Origin of the sequence: Luteibacter sp. Sphag1AF, assembly GCF_014192715.1 — a bacterium.
In the GTDB taxonomy this organism is placed as follows: Bacteria; Pseudomonadota; Gammaproteobacteria; order Xanthomonadales; family Rhodanobacteraceae; genus Luteibacter.
On record NZ_JACHYH010000001.1, the window covers coordinates 1,448,202 to 1,469,546 of the forward strand.

Sequence of the window (21,345 nt, forward strand, 5' to 3'; positions counted from 1 at the left end):
AACACAGCGTGTGTGGGAGCGAAACCACCGTCGCTGGCATCCTCTGAGGGGAGGACATCATGTCGCATCGTAGAACTCTGCTGGCGGCGAGCATCATCGCCGGACTCTGTTGTTTCACCGGAAGCGTGCTCGCACAGGATGCGACACAGCAGCCGGCGAAGCCCAAGACCGCTCAGGAAAAGGCCGACGCCGCAAAGGCCCAACAGCTGGAAGGCATTACCGTCACCGGTATTCGCGCCAGTCTTGAGAAGTCGCTCGATACCAAGCGCAATGCCGACGCTGTCGTCGAAGCCGTGACGGCCGAAGACATCGGCAAGTTCCCGAACACCAACGTCGCCGAAGCGATGACGCAGATTCCGGGCGTGGCGATTGATCGCCTGTTCGGTCAGGGCGACCGTGTCAGCATTGATGGCACGGACCCCAGCCTCAACCTCACCTTCCTCAACGGCCAGCCGATCTCGCAGACGCCGTGGCAGTACGGCGCACAGCCGAATCGTGGTTTCGATTTCACGATGCTCGCCCCCGAGGTCGTGGGTCGTCTGGAAGTGTACAAGTCGCCCGAAGCGCGTCTGCCGGAAGGTAGCCTGGGCGGCACGATTCTGCTGCACACGCTCAACCCGCTGGATCTACCGGCCAACACCGTGCGCACGTCGTTTGGTCTGAACTACAACGACCAGGCATCGCCGGGTACGCGTCCGTCCGGATCGGCGCTGTACAGCTGGAAGAACGACAGCAACACGTTCGGTATCGTGGGCTCCATCCAGCACTACGAAGAAAAGATCGACCGCCAGGGCATCGAAATCTTCACCTACAGCCCGATCTCCAAGTACGCCGGCAGCCCCGGTGTCGCGGCTGGTCTTGCGAACGGCTCGCTGAGCCCGAACCTGATCGTTCCCGATGAGGTCAACTCGGCTTGGTTCCAGCAGAAGCGCAAGCGCGACACGGCCACGCTGGGTATCCAGATTCATCCGACAAGCAACTGGGACATTGATCTCAACAGCCTGTTTGTCCGCGAGAACTTCAACAACTTCAACCAGTCGCTGTATCCGTTCTTCGGCGCGACGCCGAACAACTTCACGTCGGTCACGACCAACAACGGTGTGGTGACCGGTGGTCATGCCTGCGGCAACGACAGCCCCACCTGCGCAGGTCCTGCTGCGTCGCTGCTGGACAGCCAGGTACGTCACTCCGTCGTGCGCACGTCCGCCTTTGACCTGAAGTCCACGTACCGTGGCGACGGCTGGTCGATCGGTGGCGCCGCCGGTTACAGCAAGGCGGTGAACAACGACATCTCGCAGGCCTTCATGGAGCCGCAGTACAGCGGCGGCTACACTTGGGACATCAACAAGGGCTTCGCCTTCGACAGCCCGGATGCCGCACGCAACCCGGCCAACTGGCACATGGGCGACACGCCCAACGGTGGCGGCTGGGCAGGCAACTACGGCCAGTATTCGGCGCGCTCGCGTGACACCTACGCACAGCTCGATTTCAGCAAGGACTTCGACTCCTTCTTCAATCAGCTGCTCGTGGGCTACCGCTTCAATCGCCACGAAGAAGGCATGCAGGCGCACGTCTACGGCGGTAATGCGCCGATCTCGCTCGCGGGACTCGGTACGGACGGCTACAGCGATACGCTGGGAGGCTTCAGTGGCATTCTCTCCGGCGCCTCCAACCACCTGATCCCGGACCAGAACGCCCTGTACAACTGGGTGCGCTCGACCAACGGTGGCAACGAAGATCCGGGTACCTACCTCAACGGTACGTACAACGTTGTTGAGAAGACCAACGCTGCTTATGCGCAGCTGAACTTCGCCGGTGGCGACTTCCACGGCAACGTGGGTGTCCGTTACGCACACACGGTCACCGATGGTTCGTCGTTCGAGCCGGGCCTGACGTCGCTGCCGCCTCCGCCGGGCTCGTTCGTCACCAACTCCAACACCAGCAAGAACTGGCTGCCGTCGGTCAACGTTGCCTATGACGCCGCCGAAGATGTGGTGCTGCGTTTCGCTGCGGCCAAGGTCATTGCCCGCGTGCCGTACAACCTTCAGGTCGCAAGCAACCTGTTCCTCAACGACACGCCGCTGACCGGCTCGGGCGGCAACGCGAACCTCAGCCCGTACAAGTCGACGAACTTCTCGTTGTCTGGCGAGTGGTACTTCGCGCCGCAGTCGTACTTCGCAGTCACCGGCTTCTACAAGAAGCTGGCCGACTACGTCACGCTGGCCACGGCTCCGGAAATCCACTTCAACTCCGGCAGCATCAACACGCCTGACATCTTTGCAGCCCAGCTTGCATCGGGTCTGTGCACGGCTGATGGCTACTGCACCTACCAGGTCACGCGTCCGGCCAACACCGGTTCGGGCAAGGTGCGCGGTGGCAGCCTCAGCTACCAGCAGGCGTTCGGTGATACGGGCTTCGGTGTGACGGCCAACTACACCTACGCCAAGGCGTCGCTCGATTCCGGCGGTGGTCTGCCGTACAACTCGAAGAACTCCTACACGGTCAGCCCGTTCTACGAGAAGGGCCCGTTCAGCGCCCGCGTCACGTACAACTGGCGCAGCGCGTATCTCGCCGGTGGTTACATCGCTGGCGCGGCACTGGGCACGACCAAGGCGTATGGCGAACTCGGTGCCACGCTGGGCTACAAGTTGAACGAGATCACCTCGTTCTCGCTGTCCGGCATGAACCTCACCAATGAGCAGTACGTGCAGTACATCGGCTCGCCGGATCAGCCGTCGGGCAAGTACACCACCGGTCGCCGTTACATGGCCGCCGTGCACTTCGCCATGTAATTGCCGCATCGCTTCAACGGATCGGGGACCATGGATGGTCCCGCCTCATTCATTGATTTCATTCCCCTCGGGCCCGAACCCCATTGCTCGGGCCCGTTTTTTTAGGTGACTGTTTTACCTGGCGCTGTTCGTGACACCATGCGGCGTCAAACACGGAGTGTACGCATGCGCCACGGTTCGTCAGCCCGACTTGTTTTGCTTCTTGCCACCCTCGCCCTCGGGGCGTGCGCCAATCAACCGAAGCGCGCTGCGGCGCCTCAAGCGCCTGTTGGCCCTCCCTTGGCGCTGTTGCCCCAGCCGGCGAAACTGGAGCGCATTGCAGGACAGTTCGCCCTGTCGTCCACGACGCGGATTGTCGTTCCGTCAGGTCGACCTGATGTAAAGCATGTTGCCGAACAGCTTGCACAGTTCATCCGCAGCGCACGCGGCATCTCCGTCCTCATTGTGGAAGATGGCGCGGAAGCCGGTGCGATTTCGCTGGTGGTGGAGCCGTCGATCAAGAATGCCGAGGCGTACACCATCGACGTGGATGGCGCGCGCGTGCGCATTGCAGCCAGCGATGTACGCGGTCTTTATTATGGTGCGGTGACGCTGTGGCAGCTTGCGACCGACCCTTCCGCGCGCGAAGGCATTCCTGCCGTTCGCATTGCGGATGCACCGCGGTTTGCATGGCGCGGCGTGATGCTCGACTCGGCGCGACATTTCCAGTCAACGGATGACATCAAGCATCTGCTTGACCAGATGGCGCTGCACAAGCTCAACACGTTCCACTGGCACCTCACCGACGACCAGGGCTGGCGTCTGGAGATCAAGCGCTATCCGAAGCTCACCAGCGTGGGTGGCTGTCGCGAGCCGGTGGGTCCCGATGTCGCGCTGACGGGAAGCAAGAACAAACCGTATTGCGGTTTCTATACCCAGGCGCAGGCGCGCGAGATCGTTGCGTATGCGGCCGATCGTCACATCACCGTGGTGCCGGAAATCGAAATGCCTGGCCACGCGCAGGCAGCCATTGCGGCGTATCCGGAATTTGGTGCCAGCGGCAAGAAGACGAAACCCTCCACCGATTGGGGCGTCAACACCTGGCTATTCAATCCGGACGACAAGACCTTTACGTTCATGACCAACGTGATGGATGAGGTCATGGCAGTCTTCCCGTCCACGTACATCCACGTGGGTGGCGATGAGGCGGCCAAGGACCAGTGGGAGCAGTCCAGAGCCGTGCAGGAAAAAATGAAGTCGCTGGGCTTCCACGATGAAGAGCAGTTGCAGGGCTGGTTTGTCGCCCGCATTGGCAAGTATCTGGACGAGCATCACCGCCGCCTGATCGGTTGGGACGAAATCCTCGACGGCGATGTACCGACCTCTGCGGCTGTGATGTCATGGCGCGGTGTGAAGGGGGCGATCAAGGCGGCCAACGCCGGCCACGACGTGGTGCTTGCGCCCTCGCCCACGCTCTATACCGACTACCTGCAGAGCGACCTGCCGAGTGAGCAGCCCGGACGTCCGCAGGTGCAGTCGTTGCGTACCGTGTATGACTTCGACCCGGTGCCGGCCGATATTTCCGCTGACAAGGCAGACCACGTGCTGGGTGCGCAGATCACGGCCTTCAGCGAGTACCTGCCCACATGGCAGCGCACGCAGCACGCTATCTTCCCGCGCATCGCGGCCATTGCCGAGCGCACGTGGTCGACGAAAGCGGACTGGGACAGTTTCATCCAGCGTCTGCCTGCGCAGATGGATCGCTATCGCGAGGCGGGCATCATGCCGGCGGACAGCGCCTATGCAGTGAGCATCAACGTGGCAGCCGCAGCAGGCGACAAGGCCACCGTGACGCTGGCCAACCAGAGTGGCTACGGCAGCATCCACTACACGACGGACGGCAGCGCGCCGATGCCGCAGTCGCCGACGTACACCGCACCGTTTGAGGTGCCGCTCCCGACGACTGTTCGCGCGAATGCCTTTGCCAACGGCTTTGGTCTCGCTGGCCCGCGTGATCGCAGCATCGACGCGGCATCGCTTGCCCGTCGCAGCAGCGACGAGCTGGCCACCTGCACCGACAAGCTGGTGCTGCGCATCGAATCGCCCGAGCCGTTGAGTGGCCCGCGTCCGGTCTATCGCGTCGACATCATGAATACGTGCTGGACGTGGAAGGCGGCGGCGCTGGATGGCAAGACGGCTGTGGACGTGCGCATTGATCGCCTGCCGTTCAATTACCAGCTGTGGAAGGATGCGGCTGGCATCGTGGACCGCAAGACAGCCACGCGCAACGGTGAACTGGAAATCCGCAAGGACACCTGCGACGGCGAGCGTCTGGCGACCCTGCCGCTGCCGAAGGAAGGCGCCACTACGTTGCACGGCAAGCTGGCTCCGGTCAGCGGAACGCATGATCTGTGCCTGTTCTTTACCGGCAAGCCGGAACAGACCATCCGCGTGCTGGGCGACGTGCAGTTGCTTTGACCGGGATGTCGCGGCAACCGCTCAGGTTGCCGCGACCATCTTTGCCCGCCGCTGCAAGGCCATGCGGGCATCGCGTTCGTCGTCCCCCTCCAGAGGCGTGATCGACACGATCTTGCCCGCCACCAGGGCCGCCAGCGGCACGCCGTCGCGGAAGGCGATACGCGTGCCCACCACGGCAGGCACCTTTGCGCCGGCAAGCACCGTGCCCAGCAGGTTCAGCGGATCGTTGCCGGCAATGCAGATGATGTGACCGTCGTGCTCGCGGTGGCGGATCTGGCGCAGCTGGGCCAATGCCTCAGGCAGCGCGAACTGCTCGCCTGCCAGGCTTTCAACAAAGCGCCCGCCGCGAATCTCGCCACGGGCCTCCAGTCGGTGATAAACGCGACGAAGTTCGCGCCAGCTGGGGAGCCACGCGGCTTCGCGTTCGAGGATGCGCCAGCTCACTACGCCGTACCGGCGCAGCAGCGTGCGAGCGATGTGTTCCAGCTGGTCGGCATCCACGCGGCGTTCGCCCTCGCGTCGTGCGAGCGACCAGCGCCCGGCGTCTTCGATGCCGTTGAGCATGTGCCGACGGACGCGCCGCTGACGGCTGCCGTTGCGCCTGGCTGCGGGCATCAGCAGCGCGCGAAGGCCGGCGAAACTGTCGGACGTGACGCGACCGGCGGCGACCAGTTCGCCCAGCGCGTCTTCCAGTTCCGTGCGCAACAGGCGGGTGCTTGAGGCGATCTCGTCGAAGAACAGCGCACCCTCCTGGCGCAGCGCATCAGCGACGGCTTCAGCGCGCGACGAAAGCATCACCGCTTCGTTGCCGTTGGCGGCAAGCGACGACCAGAGGCTGAGCTGGCGGCGCGGCAACAGCACGATGGGTGTGCCGCGCACCGGGCCGGCGCTACCCGTACCCTGCCGCAGACGGCTCCATACCACGCGGCCCGCGCGGCACAGGTCGTCCAGCCAGCCGATGCTGTAGTCGGTGACGCGGGCGGGAAGGAGTTCGGATTCCCACGAGGCGGCAGCGCCTTCGTAGCCTTCCAGTTGAGCGATGATCCCGGCGAGCGCATCCGGCCCGCTGACGCGGGTGGCCGGGGTGACGCGCTGCCAGTCCATCAGGAAACGCATGAAGTCGCGTGGCGCGACCGGTTCGATCTCGCGACGCAGTCGACCGATGGTGTAGCGATGGATGCGTGCGAGCAGATGACGTTCGCACCATTGAACGTCGATGACGCCGGGCGAGAACTGCCCGCGCATCACGTAGCCTTCGGTTTCCAGCGACACCAGCGCCAGCTCGATGTCGCTGGCACTCACGCCAAGCGCATCGGCGAGCACACGCGCCGGAACCGGCCCGAGTGCGGCAAGCCGGCCCCGCACCAATTCGACCATCGCGCTCTCGCGCGTCCACGGGGTCGCAAGACACTCGTCTGGCGGAACGACAGGCGGCGCGGCAACGGCATCGGCGTGCAGTGCCTGCCATGTGGGGAGTCGTTCGGTTGCCGTCCAGATGGCGTGCCCGGCCATGGTAATGCGCGTGGCACGCCCTGCCTTTGCCAGCGCGCGCAGGTGCGCGATCCAGTGATCGTTGGCCTTTGCTTCGGCGTCGGTGGCGCCACCCAGGAGCATCAGCGCTTCATGCATTTCGTCCGGATGACGCGCCTCAGGCCACGCTTCCGCGCGCACTGACGCGATGGCATCGGCATCCAGCCTGCCCAGATCATCGGCGCCTTGCGCGTCGCTCCAGCGGCGTGACTGCACCGCCAGGGTGCGCCGTTCTTCCAGGGGGGCATCGTCAAGGAAGGCGTAAGGTGCGGCTCCCAGCACCTCGGCGGCCAGCGGCGACGGCGCGGCCAGATCGCGTGCCACCATGCGAATGGCACCGGACTCCAGACCGCGCAGGATGGCCAGCAGGCCATCACTGTCCATGGCTTCGTGAAGACAGTCGTGCAGCGTTTGCGCCACCAGGGGATGGTCGGGCACTTCGCGTTCGCCCACGAGGTTTTCCGCGCAGGCCACCTGATCGGGGAAGACCGTGGCGAGCAGGTCTTCGCTTTTCATCCGCTGCAACTGCGGCGCCACTTTCTTGCCGCCCGTGAAGCGCGGCAGGGCGAGTGCGCTGGTGGCATTCCAGCGCCAGCGAACGCCGAACAGCGGTGCATCGAGCAGCGCCTGGATCAGCACGTGTTCGGCAGAACCCGAATGCAGGTAGCGCGCCACTTCTTCCAGCGGGAAGCTGTGACTGGTGGACAGCGACAGCACGATGGCGTCTTCGGTCGCTGCTGCCTGCAGTTCGAAGTTGAACTTGCGGCAGAAGCGCTTGCGCAGCGCCAGGCCCCACGCACGGTTGATCCGGCTGCCGAAGGGAGTATGGATGATGAGCTGGGTGCCGCCGGACTCATCGAAGAAGCGCTCCATCACCAGCGTTTCGCGGGTAGGCAACGCGCCAAGGGCCGCACGTGCACGGGCCAGGTATTCCACTATCTGTTCGGCAGCATCGCGGCGGATGCCAACGTCCTGGACCAGCCAGTGCAGCGCGGCTTCGCTGCCGCCTTCATCGAGCCGGGTGGCGATGGTTTCGCGCAGGCGCGCCACACCGATGGAAAGTTCGTCACTGCGCCCCGGCGCCTCACCCAGCCAGAACGGAATGCTGGGTGGCATGCCATGCGCATCTTCCACGCGCAGGCGATCACGCTCCACCCGCAGGATGCGGTAGCTGGTATTGCCCAGCTGGAAGATATCGCCGGCGAGGCTTTCCACGGCGAAGTCTTCATTGACCGTGCCGACGATGTGCGACTGCGGCTCCAGCACCACGGAATAATCGCCGGTGTCGGGAATGGTGCCGCCGGAGGTCACGGCGGTGAGTCGCGCGCCCTGGCGAGCCCGGAGCCGCTGGTTCACGGCGTCGCGGTGCACATACGCACCGCGCTGCCCCACGCGCGTGGTGTATCCCTCCGCCAGCATGCGGACCACTTCATCAAAACGTTCACGCGTGAGGTCCGCATAGGGCGCCGCACGGCGGAACATCCGGAAGAGACCGTCCTCGTCCCATTCCTGCGCGGCCACTTCCGCAACCATCTGCTGGGCCAGCACGTCCAGCGGCTGGGACGGGATGATGAGCGTGTCCAACTCGCCGCGCCGCACGCAATCAAGCAGCGCCGCGCACTCGATCAGATCATCGCGAGAAGAAGGAAACAGGCGGGCCTTCGGCTTGCCGTCCACGGCGTGACCTGCACGCCCGGCGCGTTGCAGGAAGGCGGCGATGGATCGGGGCGAGGCCAGTTGGCACACGAGGTCCACGTCGCCGATGTCGATGCCCAGTTCCAGCGAGGCGGTGGCCACCAGGGCGCGCAGCTCGCCTTTTTTCAGACGCTGCTCGGCATCCAGTCGCTGCTCGCGGGACAGGCTGCCGTGATGCGCGGTGACGGCCGCTTTGCCAAGTCGATCAGACAGATGGCGCGACACCCGTTCGGCCATGCGTCGCGTGTTGACGAAGATGAGCGTGGTGCGGTGTTGTTCAATCAGATGGGCCAGCCGGTTGTAGACCAGCTCCCACACATCATTGGACATCACCGCTTCCAGCGGCACGGGCGGCACGTCGATGGCGAGGTCACGGTCGCGGGTGTGACCGATATCAATGATGGCGCAGTCGTCGCCTCCCGCCAGGAACTGCGCCACCTTCTCGATGGGCTTCTGCGTGGCCGACAGGCCGATGCGGGTGAGACGGTGGCCGCCCAGTGCCTCCAGCCGCTCCAGCGACAGCGTCAGATGGCTGCCGCGCTTGCTGGCAGCCACGGCGTGGATTTCATCGACGATCACCGTACGCACCTGGCTCAGCATGTCGCGGCCTGACGCTGAACCCAGCAGCACGTAAAGCGATTCAGGCGTGGTCACGAGGATGTGCGGTGGCCGCCGGCGCATGCGGTCGCGGTCGCCGGCGGGTGTGTCGCCCGTGCGCACGGCGGTGCGGATTTCCACATCCGGCAGCCCCTGGCGCGCGAGTTCGGCACGAATGCCCTCAAGAGGCGCTTCCAGATTGATGCGGATGTCGTTGGACAGCGCCTTCAGGGGCGAGACGTACAAGACCGTGGTGTGGTCAGGCAGCATGCCGTCGCGCACGCCGTCGCATACCAGCGTGTCGATGGCCGAGAGGAACGCCGTGAGGGTCTTGCCTGATCCGGTCGGTGCCGCCACCAGCGTATGCCGGCCGGAACGGATGGCCGGCCACGCTGCAACCTGCGCAGGTGTGGGCGCCGGAAACGCGCCTTCAAACCACGCAGATACCGCGGGATGGAATGCGGACAGAGGCATCGACATTTGTGAATTCATTGAACCACTTAGATGGGGGCTTACGCGTCCTGTGGCAAGCCACACCCTACACCTTTGGGGTCGCACGGGTTGCGATGAAAACGTTACTGGCCCACGCTGCCCGATCCCTTCGCGGACGAAAGAGACCGTTCATGACCGCATCCGTGCGCCGCTCGTCGCTGGCCCTGTCCATCGCCTCCCTTCTTCTGCCTGTGATGGCATCGGCCGCTACGCCGAAACAGCCGTGGATGGATACGTCCCTCACGCCGGACCAGCGGGCTGACCTCGTGGTCGCCCAGATGACGCAGGAGGAGAAGTTCCGGATCATCCGCGCCGACTTCGGCCAGGAGCACGACGGCATTGCGCCGCCTGAAGGCGCGCTCGGTTCTGCGGGCTACACGCCGGGTATCGAGCGCCTGGGCATTCCGGCCATCCAGGAAACGGATGCCAGCCTGGGCGTGACCCGTCCGGGTGCGGACAAGAGCGGCACGATTTCGCTGCCGGCCGGAACCGTCACAGCGGGCAGCTTCGATCCGGATATCGCTTTCGCAGGCGGCGCCATGGTGGGCGGCGAAGCGCGCGGAAAGGGTTTCAACGTTCTGCTGGCTGGCGGCGTGAACCTCGTGCGTGATCCGCGTGCAGGCCGCAACTTTGAATACGTGGGCGAAGATCCGCTGCTGGCCGGTACCATGGCCGGCCACGCCGTGCGTGGCGTGCAGAGCAAGAAAGTCATTTCCACCGTGAAGCACTTCGTGCTCAACGACCTGGAAAGCGGGCGCAATACGCTCAGCTCCGACATTGATCCGGTCGCCCTGCGCGAGTCGGACCTGCTTGCCTTCCAGATCGCCATTGCCACCGGTGATCCGGGTTCGGTGATGTGCTCGTACAACCGGCTCAATGGCAAGTACACCTGCGAAGACGAGTGGCTGCTCAACGGCGTCCTGAAGGGCGAATGGGGTTACAAGGGCTACGTGATGTCCGACTGGGGCTCCGTGCACAGCGCCGGCCCGTCGGTGATGGCGGGTCTGGACCAGCAGTCGGCCGGTGAGGTCTTCGACAAGGAGGTCTACTTCGACAAGCCCCTGCGTGCCGCGGTCGCCAAGGGCGAAGTGCCGCAGTCGCGTCTGGACAACATGGCCAGGCGCATTCTGCGCAGCATGTTTGCCAAGGGCGTGATTGATACGCCTGTCGTTCCTTCCAAAGTTCACTATGCCGATGACCGCAAGGTGGCGCAGCGCGCGGCCGAAGCGGGCATCGTGCTTCTGCGCAACCAGAACAACGTGCTGCCGATAGCGCGCAACACCCGGTCCATCGTCGTCATCGGCGGTCACGCAGACAAGGGCGTGCTGTCCGGCGGCGGATCTTCGGCGGTTGCCGACGTCAACGGCAGCCCCATCGAAGGCCTCGATCCGCAGGGCTGGCCGGGTCCGATGCGTTATCACCCGTCGGCGCCGCTGGACACGATCAAGAGCCTCGCCAAGGGCAAGGTCACCTTCGACCCGGGCACCGACGTGGACGCCGCCGCGAAACTCGCCGCGGATGCCGACGTGGTCGTGGTGTTCGCCACGCAGTGGGCTGCGGAGTCGATGGACAACGCGCACATGGTGCTGGACGGCAAGCAGGACGCGCTGATCGCGGCCGTAGCCAAAGCCAATCCGCGCACCGTCGTGGTGCTGGAAACCAACGGCCCGGTGGTCATGCCTTGGCTGGACAGCGTCGCTGGCGTCATGGAAGCCTGGTATCCGGGCTCCGGTGGCGGTGCGGCCATCGGCCGGCTGCTCTTCGGCGAGGTATCCCCGTCGGGTCGCCTGCCGATCACCTGGCCGAAGGACGAGTCGCAGCTTCCGCGCCAGACCATCCAGGGCGGCGGCCTCGGTTCGAAAGAAGCGCCAGCATCCCATGTCGATTACAACATCGAAGGCGCAGACGTCGGCTATCGCTGGTTCGAGAAGCGCAAGCTCCAGCCGCTCTTCCCGTTCGGCTACGGTCTGACCTACACCAACTTCGCGTACTCCGACTTCGAAACGACCGTCGATGCCTCGGGTCGTCCGGCCGCACGCTTCACGCTGCGCAATACGGGCAAGACGGAAGGCGCAGAAGTTGCGCAGCTCTACGTCACCGCTCCTGGCGAAACGTCGCGTCTGGCTGGCTGGCGCAAGGTGTGGTTGAAGCCGGGCGAGAGCCGTCGCGTGGAAATCGTGGCTGATCCGCTCACCGTGGCGCGCTTTGATGCCAAGGCGAACCACTGGCGCGTGGCGGCGGGCACGTACGATGTTCGCGTGGGTTCGTCTGCCACCAAGACCGAAGGCCATGCCGACGTGAAGCTGCCGGAGTCCGTTCTTCCCTGAGTCATGACAAATCCGCGACGCGGTATCGGCACAATAGCGCGCCCTCCATGGATGACGCCGATGCGTACCGGATTTGCTCTTGGTCTTCTGACTCTGGCATGTGTAAGCCCCGCCCGCGCCGATCCTCCTGATCTGGATCGGCCCGGTGCGGGCTTTGCCACCAGCGTGCTGCCTGCCGGCACGCTGGCGCTGGAGCAAGGGTTGCCCACCTATACCCGTGAGCGCTCCGATGGCCTGCTTGATCGCCAGTATTCGGCCGACAGCCTGATCCGCATCGGACTAGGCGGCCCTGTGGAGTTTCAGCTCGGCGGTTCCGCGTTCAATCGGGTGGAAGAGCGTGGCGCGGGCGTTCGCCGTCATGCGGTCGGTCACGGCGATAGCAGTGCAGCCGTGAAATTCGCTCCGGCGGCATCCGGCGAATTTTCGTGGGCGGCGCTGGGTCAGGTCACCTTCGCCAATGGTGATGCGGACTTCAGCAACGGCGCACGCCAGTACACGCTGGGCGTCACCGGGCAATGGAATACCAGCGACAGCTACTTCACCACGCTGTACGCCAACGTGGATCGTCTGCGCGGGCGCAATACCTGGACCCTGGCGCCGACGTTCGATTTCAAGCTGACCCCGAACTTCATGATGTACGCAGAGACCGACGCCATCCACGATGCCGACGACGGCAACGCGTTGCAGTTGGGCGGCGGCGCCGCGTACACGCTGGGCAATCACGTACAGTTCGATGCGTATGCCCTGCACCGCATCGCGGGCCACGGTGCCAGCTTCATCGCGGGCCTGGGCATCTCGGTGTTTTTCGGGAAGCGCTGAAGCGCTATTTGCGATTGGCGCGGCGCATGGCGCTGAGCAACCAGCCTGCGAGTGCCAGTCCGATAGCCAGACCGATGATGCTGCCCCACAACGAGCCGTTGCGGCCGTCCACGAGATAGCCGACGCCGAAGCCCAGCAGGAGAAACAATGGCAACGGAAGGCAACCCATGGCGCAATGATACTGCGGCACGGGACAACAGGTTTAGCCCCACAGCAGTCTCAGTCCCTTAGCGGAACCCCTTCCCGCAGGATGGATCACCGCGCAAAAAACATGGTCCTCACGCTCACGCGTGGGACCATGTTTGCCTTCCTTGGTAATGACGGGACAGGGACCCGTCGCACGCGGCCCGGCGTAATGCCGACGCGGCGTCTATGCCGATGAAGGGGGGATCGATCTTCCGCAAGCGGGAGACGGCGTCCTGCCATCGAGATCGGTCATCGGCAATGCGTTGCCCTGACAGAATCGCTTCGGGCACACCTGCATATTGCGTAGGCGAGCGCTTCGCCGGAATAGGAAGATTCTTATTTTTTTGCCAGATATTGCCGTACACATGCGTACGGAACTGGCGCAGCAGCTTCGTGGGCGATGGAGGCTGCTATGTTGGCGCCATGTCTGACACTCATTTCTATAACGTGGCCGACGGCCACGGCCTGCCGCACGATCCGTTCAAGGCCATCGTCGCGCCCCGCCCCATCGGCTGGATTTCCACCGTGGACTGTCAGGGTCGCGGCAACCTGGCGCCCTACAGTTTCTTCAATGCGTTTTGCGATGCGCCGCCCATCGTGGCGTTTGCGAGCTCTGGTTATAAAGACAGCGTGCGCAATGTCGAAGAAACGGGCGAATTTGTCGCCAATCTTGCCGTGCGTTCTCTGGCCGCGCAGATGAATCGAAGCGCTGCGCCCTTCCCGCAGGGCGAAGACGAGATGCGCGCGGTGGGCCTCACGCCTGCACCGTGCAGGCAGGTACGGGCATCGCGCATCGCTGAATCACCCGCTGCGCTGGAGTGCCGACTGCTGCGTATCCTTCCTCTGGAAGACCTCACGGGTGCGTCCACAGACACCTGGGTCGTGTTCGGTCAGGTGGTGGCCGTGCACATCGACAAGACATTTCTCAAAGAGGGATTGTTCGATACCGGTGCGGCGCAGCCGATCCTGCGGGCCGGCTATCTGGCGGATTACGTGGCGGTCGGCAGCGACACGATGTTTCAGATGCGGCGACCGCGTACCGCCGAAGAGGCCCTGAAGCCTTAGTTGGCAAGGCCGCCGCCATGCCCGACCGCGCGGCGCTCGTTCCCGGCGCACGCGGTCGTTTCAGATCACCCGGCGGTGGGTCGGGCCGCTGACTTGTGTCCGGACGGCTTGCTGGCGCGCTTTGCGGGCGTAGTTGCCGAACGGCTGACGGGCGATGCGGTGGCGCCCTTGCTTGCCAGGCTGCGTAGCGTGGCCGGATCAGACGATCCGTAGTCGCGTTTGTGCGGTTCTCGCTGCATGGTCATCTCCGGTTGGGCCCTCGGATGTCGAGGGTGAGCCGCCAGAGCGAAAAATTCAGTGGCGTACCGGTGAACGTTTTGTGACATCTGGCGCGCGGAAAATGGCGCACCCAGGCGTCAACGCGAGGTGCGTTCAGGGCTTGGGCGCGGGTGCCGGCAGCCGTTCGATGAGTTCGGTAGCCAGTTTTTCGTAGTCGTAGTCGAAATGATGATCGCCGGGCTTTTTGTAGACCGTAACGAACTTCGGCAGCGTGGGGTCTGTGCAGCCACTGTCGTCGGCATCGTCCACGCCGTAGTAGCAGGCCACCGGCGGCTTGCCGCCCAGCGCAAGAATCGGTGGCATTGCGTCGTAATGGCGCACGGGATTGAGCCACTGCAGGAAATTCTGAGTGGTCGTGGTCCACAGGTTCTTGTGCATGTAGCCTTCGAGTTCAATCTCGAAGTTGCTGTCGCGGCTCGCCGAGAGCAACACCAGCTGGTCGATCTTCGCGCGGTTGTCGGGCCTGATGTGCGCAAGAATCGTCGGCAGCACGTCCGCGCCGAATGAGTATCCGATCATCAGCACGCGGTGCTTGCCCCACTGTGCGGTGTATTTGTCCAGCAGCGTGTCCAGATCGTGCGCTGCTTCCTCGGGCGGCCGCTCCCGCCAGAAGTACTTCATGGCGCTGACGCCCACCACCGGAATGCCGCGCGTCGCAAAAACGCTGCCCAGGCGCTGGTCGAGGTCTGCCCAGCCGCCATCACCGGAATAAATCACGGTCAGCAGGTCTTCGTGTCCGGCGGGAGGCGCCGTCACGGCCGGCACTTCCACGGTGGCCTTGGCAATCGGTGTCCGCACCCAGGGATGCCACAGCAGCACCAGCAGAGCGATCAGGACGACAAGCACGAGCAGGCAATAGCGAAGAACTTTTTTCATCGACGGACAACACCACTGAGACCACCGGAGATCAGGCTTGCCACGTTGGCCAGCGCCAGCGGGAGCGCAATGCCGCCAGCAACGGCGATATAGCGCGGTTCCCATTCCGGGTCGAATTTATCTTTGTAACGATGGAGGCCGCGGAAGTTGTAGAAGCGCTCCCCGCGACCGAAGATCATGGCGCCGAAGCGGCTCCACAGCGGCGCTGCACGACGATTTTGCAGCCCGGCCAGCGGCGCCATCCCCAGGTTGAACCAGCGATAGCCCTCGGCCCGCGCCCACACCATGAGTTCGATGAACAGGAAATCCATGATGCCCGACGGCCCATCCGGCAAGTGGCGCATCAGGTCGACCGATGCTTCCTCGTGGGTGTCGTTGGTGAAGATATTGGCGAACGCGACCATCCGGTCGCCCTGCCAGACGACCGCCATGGGCGTACGCGACAGGTAAGCCTCGTCAAACAGGCCGAGCGAGAAGCGCTTTTCGCGTACGCGCTTGTCGCGCATCCACGCATCGGAAATCACCTTCAACTGCGGAAGTAGCGCAGGTACCTGTTCGGCGGGGAAAATTTCCAGGCGCAAGCCATCGCGGGCCAGTTTGTTGACCGTGCCGCGCAGCGTTTTCTTGGACTTGCCATCGAGGTTGAACGTTTCCAGCCGGACCCGCGCTTCTTCGCCGATTTTCAGCAAATTCATGCCAACTTCGAGGTAAAGGTCCAGATCTTCCGGACGAACCTGATAGAACAGCGGCCAGCCTCCCGCACGTTCGCATTGTTCGCGGAACTGCCAGACCAGCTCGCGCCGGGCGTCTTCGTCGTCGCCTACGGGATCGCCCATGGCCACCCAGCTGCGGCCCTCGATGTCATACATGATGAAGGCGCGGTCGTCCGGCGCGAAGAGCAGCGTCTTGTCGCCCACCAGTGCGAGATGGGCCTGCGCCGAAGGGAAGGTCTTGATCAGCGGCAGTGCCCTGGCCAGCTCGGCAGGTCCCGGCGGTGAGCGACGCGGGCGCGCCGGACGGATCAGGTTGGCCAGCGCGAAGAGCATCACCACGGCGGCCGCACCCACCAGCGCACGCAGCGCGCGAGGCGCACCACCATGGTGGAAGCTGAATTCCCACCACAGGTTATTGTTGTACTCGACGTGCTTGAAGCTGAACATCACAAGCCAGGTGGCGCAGCCGAGCACCGAGGCGATGGCAAGCACCCAGCCCAGCGAGAACGTGGCCCGGAACAGCGAGGCGCGCCGGTAGAAATGCTTGTGCGCAGGCGCCAGCCCTATGGCCAGCAAGGTCAGCAGCGTGGCTTCCTCGTAGTCGATGCCCTTTAGAAGCGACAGGATCGCGCCCACTACCAGCAACACCAGCGTCAGCCAGTAGGCCGCGTCCAGACGGCGTTGCAGGCCACGAGCCAGGATCAGCAGCAGCATGCCGACCACGCTGCTCAGGAAGTGCGATACCTCCACCAGCGGCAGCGGCATGAACCCCCGGAGGATTTCCATGCGGCCGGGAATGGCCAGCGTGGCGCCGGAGAACAGCAATACCGCACCGCACACCAGGGTCAGGCCGGCGAAGAAAGGCGGGAGCAGGCTGTTGAACCACGGGGTGAGCAGCGCTGCGTGGCGCAGGCCGCGCGCTTCGCGCCACAGCACCAGGACCGTCGCCACGCACAGCGGCAACAGGTAGTACACGATGCGGAACGCAGCGAGCGAGCCGAGAATCGGCGCTTCCAGCCCGTGATTGCCCGTGGCGCCGAAGCCGGCCAGCATCACGGCCTCAAAGACGCCAAGGCCGCCGGGCACGTGACTGATCAGGCCGGCCATCTGCGCGATGACGAAGATGGCGAGGAAATGGCCAAATCCGCCGGCGATCTCTTCCGGCATCAGGACGTAGAGCACGCCCGCTGCCAGGCCCCAGTCCAGGGCGCCGATCAGAATCTGCCGTGCCGCCACCTTCGGCGCGGGCAGGGAGACCCGCCAGCGGAAGATGCGGAGCGGTCGCTTCACCATCAGCGAACCCAGGAACCAGGCCAGCGGCACCATCGTCAGCAGCAGCGCCAGGGGCACGCGCAGGCTGGCCAGCGGCACGTCGGCAGGGATCGGCACCAGCAGCAGGGTCACGCCGGTCAGGGCGGCCAGGCCCAGCCAGAAGCTCAGCGTGGTGTAGAGCACCACCCTGGCGACTTCGACCGTCGACAGGCCAGCCTGGATGTAGAAGCGGTAGCGGATCGAACCGGACACCAGCAGCGACATGCCCAGCGCATTGCTGAAGGCATAGCTGATGAACGAAATCAGTCCCACCCGCCGCATGGGCAGGCGCTTGCCCACACTGTCCAGGCCAAACCAGTCGTACAGGGTCATGACCCCGTACCCCAGCGCGGTAAGGAGCACGGCGATGCCGATCTGGTTGTTGGGCAGCGCGTGGAAGTAGGCGGCGATCTGCCGGTAGGTGACCTCGGTCGCCATGGCGTGCAGCGCCCACAGCGCCAGGCACAACAGAACGACGGACAGCAGCGGGCCTCCCGCCCTACGCAGCAGGGTTACAAACACCGCCGGGCGAACCAGCGCGCTGTCACTTGTTGGAACCGCCGCTCCCCTTTCCTGCTCCACTGGCCTGATGGCTCCAAACGCATTCGTAAAGTCGTGTAGGGTGCCACAGTGAACGTGGTAAGGCGTAGACGCAATGCACGCGTCAGCCAACCGGAAAGGTTGCCGTAAGGTGACAGCCTGAACCTAGTGAGCTACACAAGTGGACCTGAACGTCCCAGACCGCCCATCACGCGCCACGCGAGGTTCCATGCCGTCTCTTCCTTCCAAGCCCGGTGCGCTGCGCCAGCGCTTCGCCCCTCTCGTGTGGCTGGGTGTCGTTTTTGTCCTTGTTGCCTTCGTGACCCGACTGGTTCTGTTAATCAAAACCGGCAAGGACGTACCCCATGACCCACTTCAGTGGCTCTATGTTTTCGGGGTCGGGCTGGGCTATGACCTCATCACGTTCGTGTACTTCGGCTGGCCGATGCTGGTGGTGCTGTGGCTGATGCCCCGACGTGCCTATCTGTCTCGCGTGGGGCATGCGATTTTCCTCGGGTTCTGCTTCGTCCTGATCTACGCGATTCTCTACATCGCCGCCTCGGAGCTGATCTTCTGGAACGAGTTCGGTGCCCGCTTCAACTTCATCGCCGTGGACTATCTGGTCTACACGCATGAGGTGGTCGGCAACATCCAGCAGTCCTACCCCATCGTGCGCTGGTCGATCTATCTGCTGATCGCCGCCGTCGTGATCTTCGTGCTGTCCCAACGCCGTCTTCAGGCGCGCGACGACGGGTCGCGATTCCTGGGGCGCACGGCCGTGGTGCTGGGCTGGCTGGTGGTGACGGTGGGCGTTTCCTACGCCTTCGATGCCTCCATGAAGGACAAGGCGCAGAACAATTACGTCAATGAGCTGGCGGGCAATGGTATCTACCAGTTCGTGGCGGCTTTCCGTAACAACGAGCTGGACTACGCGCGGTACTACAAGACCATCGACAACGATGAAGCGTTCCGCACGTTGCGCGGCCTTCTGAAAACACCCGATTCCACCTTCGTCAGCAACGACCCGCACGACCTGACCCGTCAGGTGACGGCGCAGGGGCCTGAGAAGAAGCTCAACATTGTGCTCATCAGCGTGGAAAGCCTGTCCGGCGATTACATGGAAGCGCTGGCCGGCCGCACAGGCAAGCATGAGCATCTGACCCCGAACCTGGATGCGCTGGCTGACAAGAGCCTGTTCTTCACCCAGCTTTATGCCAACGGCACCCGTACGGTACGCGGCCTGGAAGCGCTGGCGCTCTCGGTACCGCCCACCCCGGGCGAGTCCATCGTGAAGCGGCCGGGCAATGAAGGGTTGTTCTCGCTGGCGACCGTGTTCAATGCCAAGGGCTATACGTCGCAGTTCGTATACGGCGGCTACGGCTATTTCGACAACATGAACCAGTTCTTTGCGACCAACGGCTACGAGGCCGTGGATCGCAAGGCCATCAACGCGAAAGACATCCATGCGGAAAACGTGTGGGGCGTGGCGGACGAAGACCTGTTCACGCTGACCATCAGCCAGATCGACAAGTCCTACGCCGCCGGCAAGCCGTACTTCGGCCACGTGATGACGACATCCAACCATCGTCCGTTCACCTTCCCGGAGGGTCGGGTGGATATGCCGCAGGGCAGCCGCCGCGCGGCGGTGAAGTACACCGACTGGGCGATTGCCGATTTCCTCAAGCGCGCGGCGACCAAGCCCTGGTTCGATGACACGATCTTTGTGATCACGGCAGACCATTGCGCCACGAGCGCAGGCAAGACCAGCCTGCCCGTGGACCGCTATCACATCCCCCTGCTGATCTATTCGCCCAAGCACGTGGCGCCGGGACGGGTGGATCGCCTGATGAGCCAGATCGACATCCCGCCGACGATTCTTGGCATGCTCAACTTCAGCTACACCAGCCGTTTCTTCGGCTATGACCTGTTCCGCATCGAGCCAGGTCGTGAGCGTGCTTTCATCAGCACCTACCAGGAACTGGGCTACATGCACGGCGATCGGCTCACCTCGATCGTGCCGCGCGAGCCGGTCAAGCAGGTGATTCCGAACCGGGAAACCGGCGACACCGTGCCGGAACCCCGGATTGACCAGGCAGATGAAGAGGCAGCGGTCAGTTACTACCAGATCGCGTCGTACCTGTTCACCAACGGGCTGATGAAGTACACCCCGCCGAAGCAGTAAGCCCACCGCCGCCGCACGCTCACCCGTAGCGCGCGGCGCGCTCGCGAACGTCGGCGAAGCTCTGATCGCGCAGCAACCGGCCGTCTTCCCACACGGTGGACAGCGCCTCCTCCCAGCCGGCTTCGATGGCCGACGGATCCAGCGACAGCGCATCGTCCGGCAACGGCACGGTGCGGTAGCTGCCCGTCTGTGCGTGCCGGAGAAGCGTCATGCGGCCGCGTCGGGACGTCTTGCCGGCATCGGTCACCGGATCTTTGTAGACGTCGACCCAGCGCCCGTCCACGCGCGCGGCGGAGCATTTGAGCGCGAACTTCTGGGTGTCACGTGTGAGCTTTTGCAGCAGCGCACCGCCCATGCCGAAGGTGAGGTTGTCTGCGGCAAAGCCCGCACCCACCGCCCGTTCGAGGATCGCCCGGATGCTTTCCGGGTTGATGCCGTCGCCCTGGATCACACGTACATGCTTCAGGACCTTGTAGCCCTTGCCGTTGATGTCGCTGCCGAATGCGTCGTCCAGCAGCGTGAGGCAGGTGTGCACTACCTCCACCGGGTCGCCCGAATCCGGGCGAATGACGACCGTGGCGCCCGACGCGATGACCTCGTCGCGCAGTGTCTTGCCCCAGTGCTCGCGAATGGCCTCGTAGATGTCGTAGCTGTCTGACACCACAGCTACCAGACTGCCGGGTCTGGCGAACTGGCGCAGCATGTTGCGGTACGCATCGACCTCGTGCTCGCGGCCCCAACTGGTGATGGTGCTGTGCTCGGCCGCGGGGATCGAGTAGCCCGCCATGGCCTCGCCGTAGAACGCGCGGGCATACAGCACGCCGGACACCGTATCGGTGCCCATGAAGTTGACCAGATGCGCCATGCCGCCAAGGCCGGCCGACTCGGCGCTGGACACGCCACGGGCGCCGAAGTCGTGCAGCTTGAACGGGATCTGCCCGGCCGGATCGTCCGAGGTCTGAGCCAGGAACTGCGCGACGGTGCGCCGCACCTGCCAGCTGATGGTGGCTACCGTGACCGGATACCAGAGTCGCAACAGCAGCGTTTCCAGGTACGAAGGAAGCCAGTACGCCTCCGGATCGGTGGACTCGATGGTCACCAGCGCCTGATGGACAGGCACCACGCTGCCCTCGTCCACCGCGCGTATGCGCAACGGCAGCCGGCCGGCATGGGTGTCTACGATGTGACGCCACCCGGCCTCGTTGAACGGTTCGCCATGTGCCGCGAAAAAGTCGCGCGCTTCATCCACGTCCGCATGAGTCACGGGACGGGCAAGCCAGGATTTGAGGATGGCCTGCAAGCCGAAGAACACGGTGCTGTCGTAGAGGCCACCGCGTGACTCGACGTAGAAGAACGTGCCGTCGGTACGCGGTGGATACTGCAGCCAGTGACTGGCTTTGTAGCTATCGGTGTTGAGTACCAGGTTATCGAGGGGGTTCATGCGCGCTCCTTCGCGTCAGCATACCCACCTCGTAACCACGGCG

At 64.0% G+C, this 21,345-nt stretch carries 12 protein-coding genes; 6 read left to right on the forward strand and 6 right to left on the reverse strand.

The window, feature by feature from the left end; translation table 11 throughout:
* Nucleotides 1-59 precede the first annotated feature (59 nt).
* Together FHW69_RS06520 and FHW69_RS06525 are read left to right on the forward strand one after the other, a co-directional pair.
* Nucleotides 60-2,792: a TonB-dependent receptor gene (locus tag FHW69_RS06520; protein WP_183422163.1), complete on the forward strand. Its 2,733-nt coding sequence runs from the start codon at nt 60-62 to the stop codon at nt 2,790-2,792.
* Between the two features lie 279 nt (nt 2,793-3,071).
* Nucleotides 3,072-5,249, forward strand: a complete 2,178-nt coding sequence (locus tag FHW69_RS06525; protein WP_183422164.1) for a family 20 glycosylhydrolase — start codon at nt 3,072-3,074, stop codon at nt 5,247-5,249.
* Between the two features lie 21 nt (nt 5,250-5,270).
* On the opposite strand, the gene FHW69_RS06530 is transcribed toward FHW69_RS06525, so the two are convergent.
* Nucleotides 5,271-9,551: a DEAD/DEAH box helicase gene (locus FHW69_RS06530; RefSeq protein ID WP_183422165.1), complete on the reverse strand. Its 4,281-nt coding sequence runs from the start codon at nt 9,549-9,551 to the stop codon at nt 5,271-5,273.
* A gap of 143 nt (nt 9,552-9,694) precedes the next feature.
* Here FHW69_RS06530 and FHW69_RS06535 point away from each other — a divergent pair, with 143 nt between their 5' ends.
* Both FHW69_RS06535 and FHW69_RS06540 read left to right on the forward strand, forming a co-directional pair.
* Nucleotides 9,695-11,890, forward strand: a complete 2,196-nt coding sequence (locus FHW69_RS06535; protein ID WP_183422166.1) for a glycoside hydrolase family 3 protein — start codon at nt 9,695-9,697, stop codon at nt 11,888-11,890.
* A gap of 60 nt (nt 11,891-11,950) precedes the next feature.
* Entirely contained in the window at nt 11,951-12,709 is a 759-nt protein-coding gene (locus FHW69_RS06540) for a transporter (protein ID WP_183422167.1), read from the forward strand.
* A gap of 4 nt (nt 12,710-12,713) precedes the next feature.
* Here the strand turns inward: FHW69_RS06540 and FHW69_RS06545 are convergent, their stop codons facing one another.
* Nucleotides 12,714-12,899 (reverse strand): hypothetical protein, encoded by a 186-nt coding sequence (locus tag FHW69_RS06545; RefSeq protein ID WP_183422317.1) that lies wholly within the window; start codon nt 12,897-12,899, stop codon nt 12,714-12,716.
* A 419-nt stretch (nt 12,900-13,318) separates the two neighbouring features.
* Between FHW69_RS06545 and FHW69_RS06550 the strand changes: the two genes are divergently transcribed.
* Entirely contained in the window at nt 13,319-13,960 is a 642-nt protein-coding gene (locus FHW69_RS06550) for a flavin reductase family protein (protein WP_183422168.1), read from the forward strand.
* Between the two features lie 65 nt (nt 13,961-14,025).
* On the opposite strand, the gene FHW69_RS06555 is transcribed toward FHW69_RS06550, so the two are convergent.
* The 3 genes from FHW69_RS06555 to mprF form a co-directional block, all read right to left on the reverse strand.
* Nucleotides 14,026-14,199: a hypothetical protein gene (locus FHW69_RS06555; RefSeq protein WP_183422169.1), complete on the reverse strand. Its 174-nt coding sequence runs from the start codon at nt 14,197-14,199 to the stop codon at nt 14,026-14,028.
* Between the two features lie 133 nt (nt 14,200-14,332).
* Nucleotides 14,333-15,115, reverse strand: coding sequence for an AcvB/VirJ family lysyl-phosphatidylglycerol hydrolase (locus FHW69_RS06560; protein WP_183422170.1), 783 nt, complete (start codon nt 15,113-15,115; stop codon nt 14,333-14,335).
* Nucleotides 15,112-17,661, reverse strand: a complete 2,550-nt coding sequence (gene mprF / locus FHW69_RS06565) for a bifunctional lysylphosphatidylglycerol flippase/synthetase MprF (RefSeq protein ID WP_343203977.1) — start codon at nt 17,659-17,661, stop codon at nt 15,112-15,114. The genes FHW69_RS06560 and mprF overlap by 4 nt, the downstream gene beginning before the upstream one ends.
* 247 nt (nt 17,662-17,908) lie before the next feature.
* Between mprF and FHW69_RS06570 the strand changes: the two genes are divergently transcribed.
* On the forward strand, nt 17,909-19,861 hold the full coding sequence (locus FHW69_RS06570) for an alkaline phosphatase family protein (RefSeq protein ID WP_183422171.1): 1,953 nt from the start codon (nt 17,909-17,911) through the stop codon (nt 19,859-19,861).
* Nucleotides 19,862-19,880: 19 nt separating this feature from the next.
* Here FHW69_RS06570 and FHW69_RS06575 read toward each other — a convergent pair whose 3' ends face one another.
* Nucleotides 19,881-21,302: a nicotinate phosphoribosyltransferase gene (locus tag FHW69_RS06575; RefSeq protein ID WP_183422172.1), complete on the reverse strand. Its 1,422-nt coding sequence runs from the start codon at nt 21,300-21,302 to the stop codon at nt 19,881-19,883.
* Nucleotides 21,303-21,345: the final 43 nt, after the last annotated feature.

Bases quoted from the DNA above. Each gene is read 5' to 3' on its own strand.
- FHW69_RS06550 (WP_183422168.1), top strand. From the start codon at position 13,319: ATGTCTGACACTCATTTCTATAACGTGGCCGACGGCCACGGCCTGCCG.
- FHW69_RS06555 (WP_183422169.1), bottom strand. From the start codon at position 14,199: ATGCAGCGAGAACCGCACAAACGCGACTACGGATCGTCTGATCCGGCC.
- FHW69_RS06570 (WP_183422171.1), top strand. From the start codon at position 17,909: ATGCCGTCTCTTCCTTCCAAGCCCGGTGCGCTGCGCCAGCGCTTCGCC.
- FHW69_RS06535 (WP_183422166.1), top strand. From the start codon at position 9,695: ATGACCGCATCCGTGCGCCGCTCGTCGCTGGCCCTGTCCATCGCCTCC.
- FHW69_RS06575 (WP_183422172.1), bottom strand. From the start codon at position 21,302: ATGAACCCCCTCGATAACCTGGTACTCAACACCGATAGCTACAAAGCC.
- FHW69_RS06530 (WP_183422165.1), bottom strand. From the start codon at position 9,551: ATGTCGATGCCTCTGTCCGCATTCCATCCCGCGGTATCTGCGTGGTTT.
- FHW69_RS06520 (WP_183422163.1), top strand. From the start codon at position 60: ATGTCGCATCGTAGAACTCTGCTGGCGGCGAGCATCATCGCCGGACTC.
- FHW69_RS06560 (WP_183422170.1), bottom strand. From the start codon at position 15,115: ATGAAAAAAGTTCTTCGCTATTGCCTGCTCGTGCTTGTCGTCCTGATC.
- FHW69_RS06540 (WP_183422167.1), top strand. From the start codon at position 11,951: ATGCGTACCGGATTTGCTCTTGGTCTTCTGACTCTGGCATGTGTAAGC.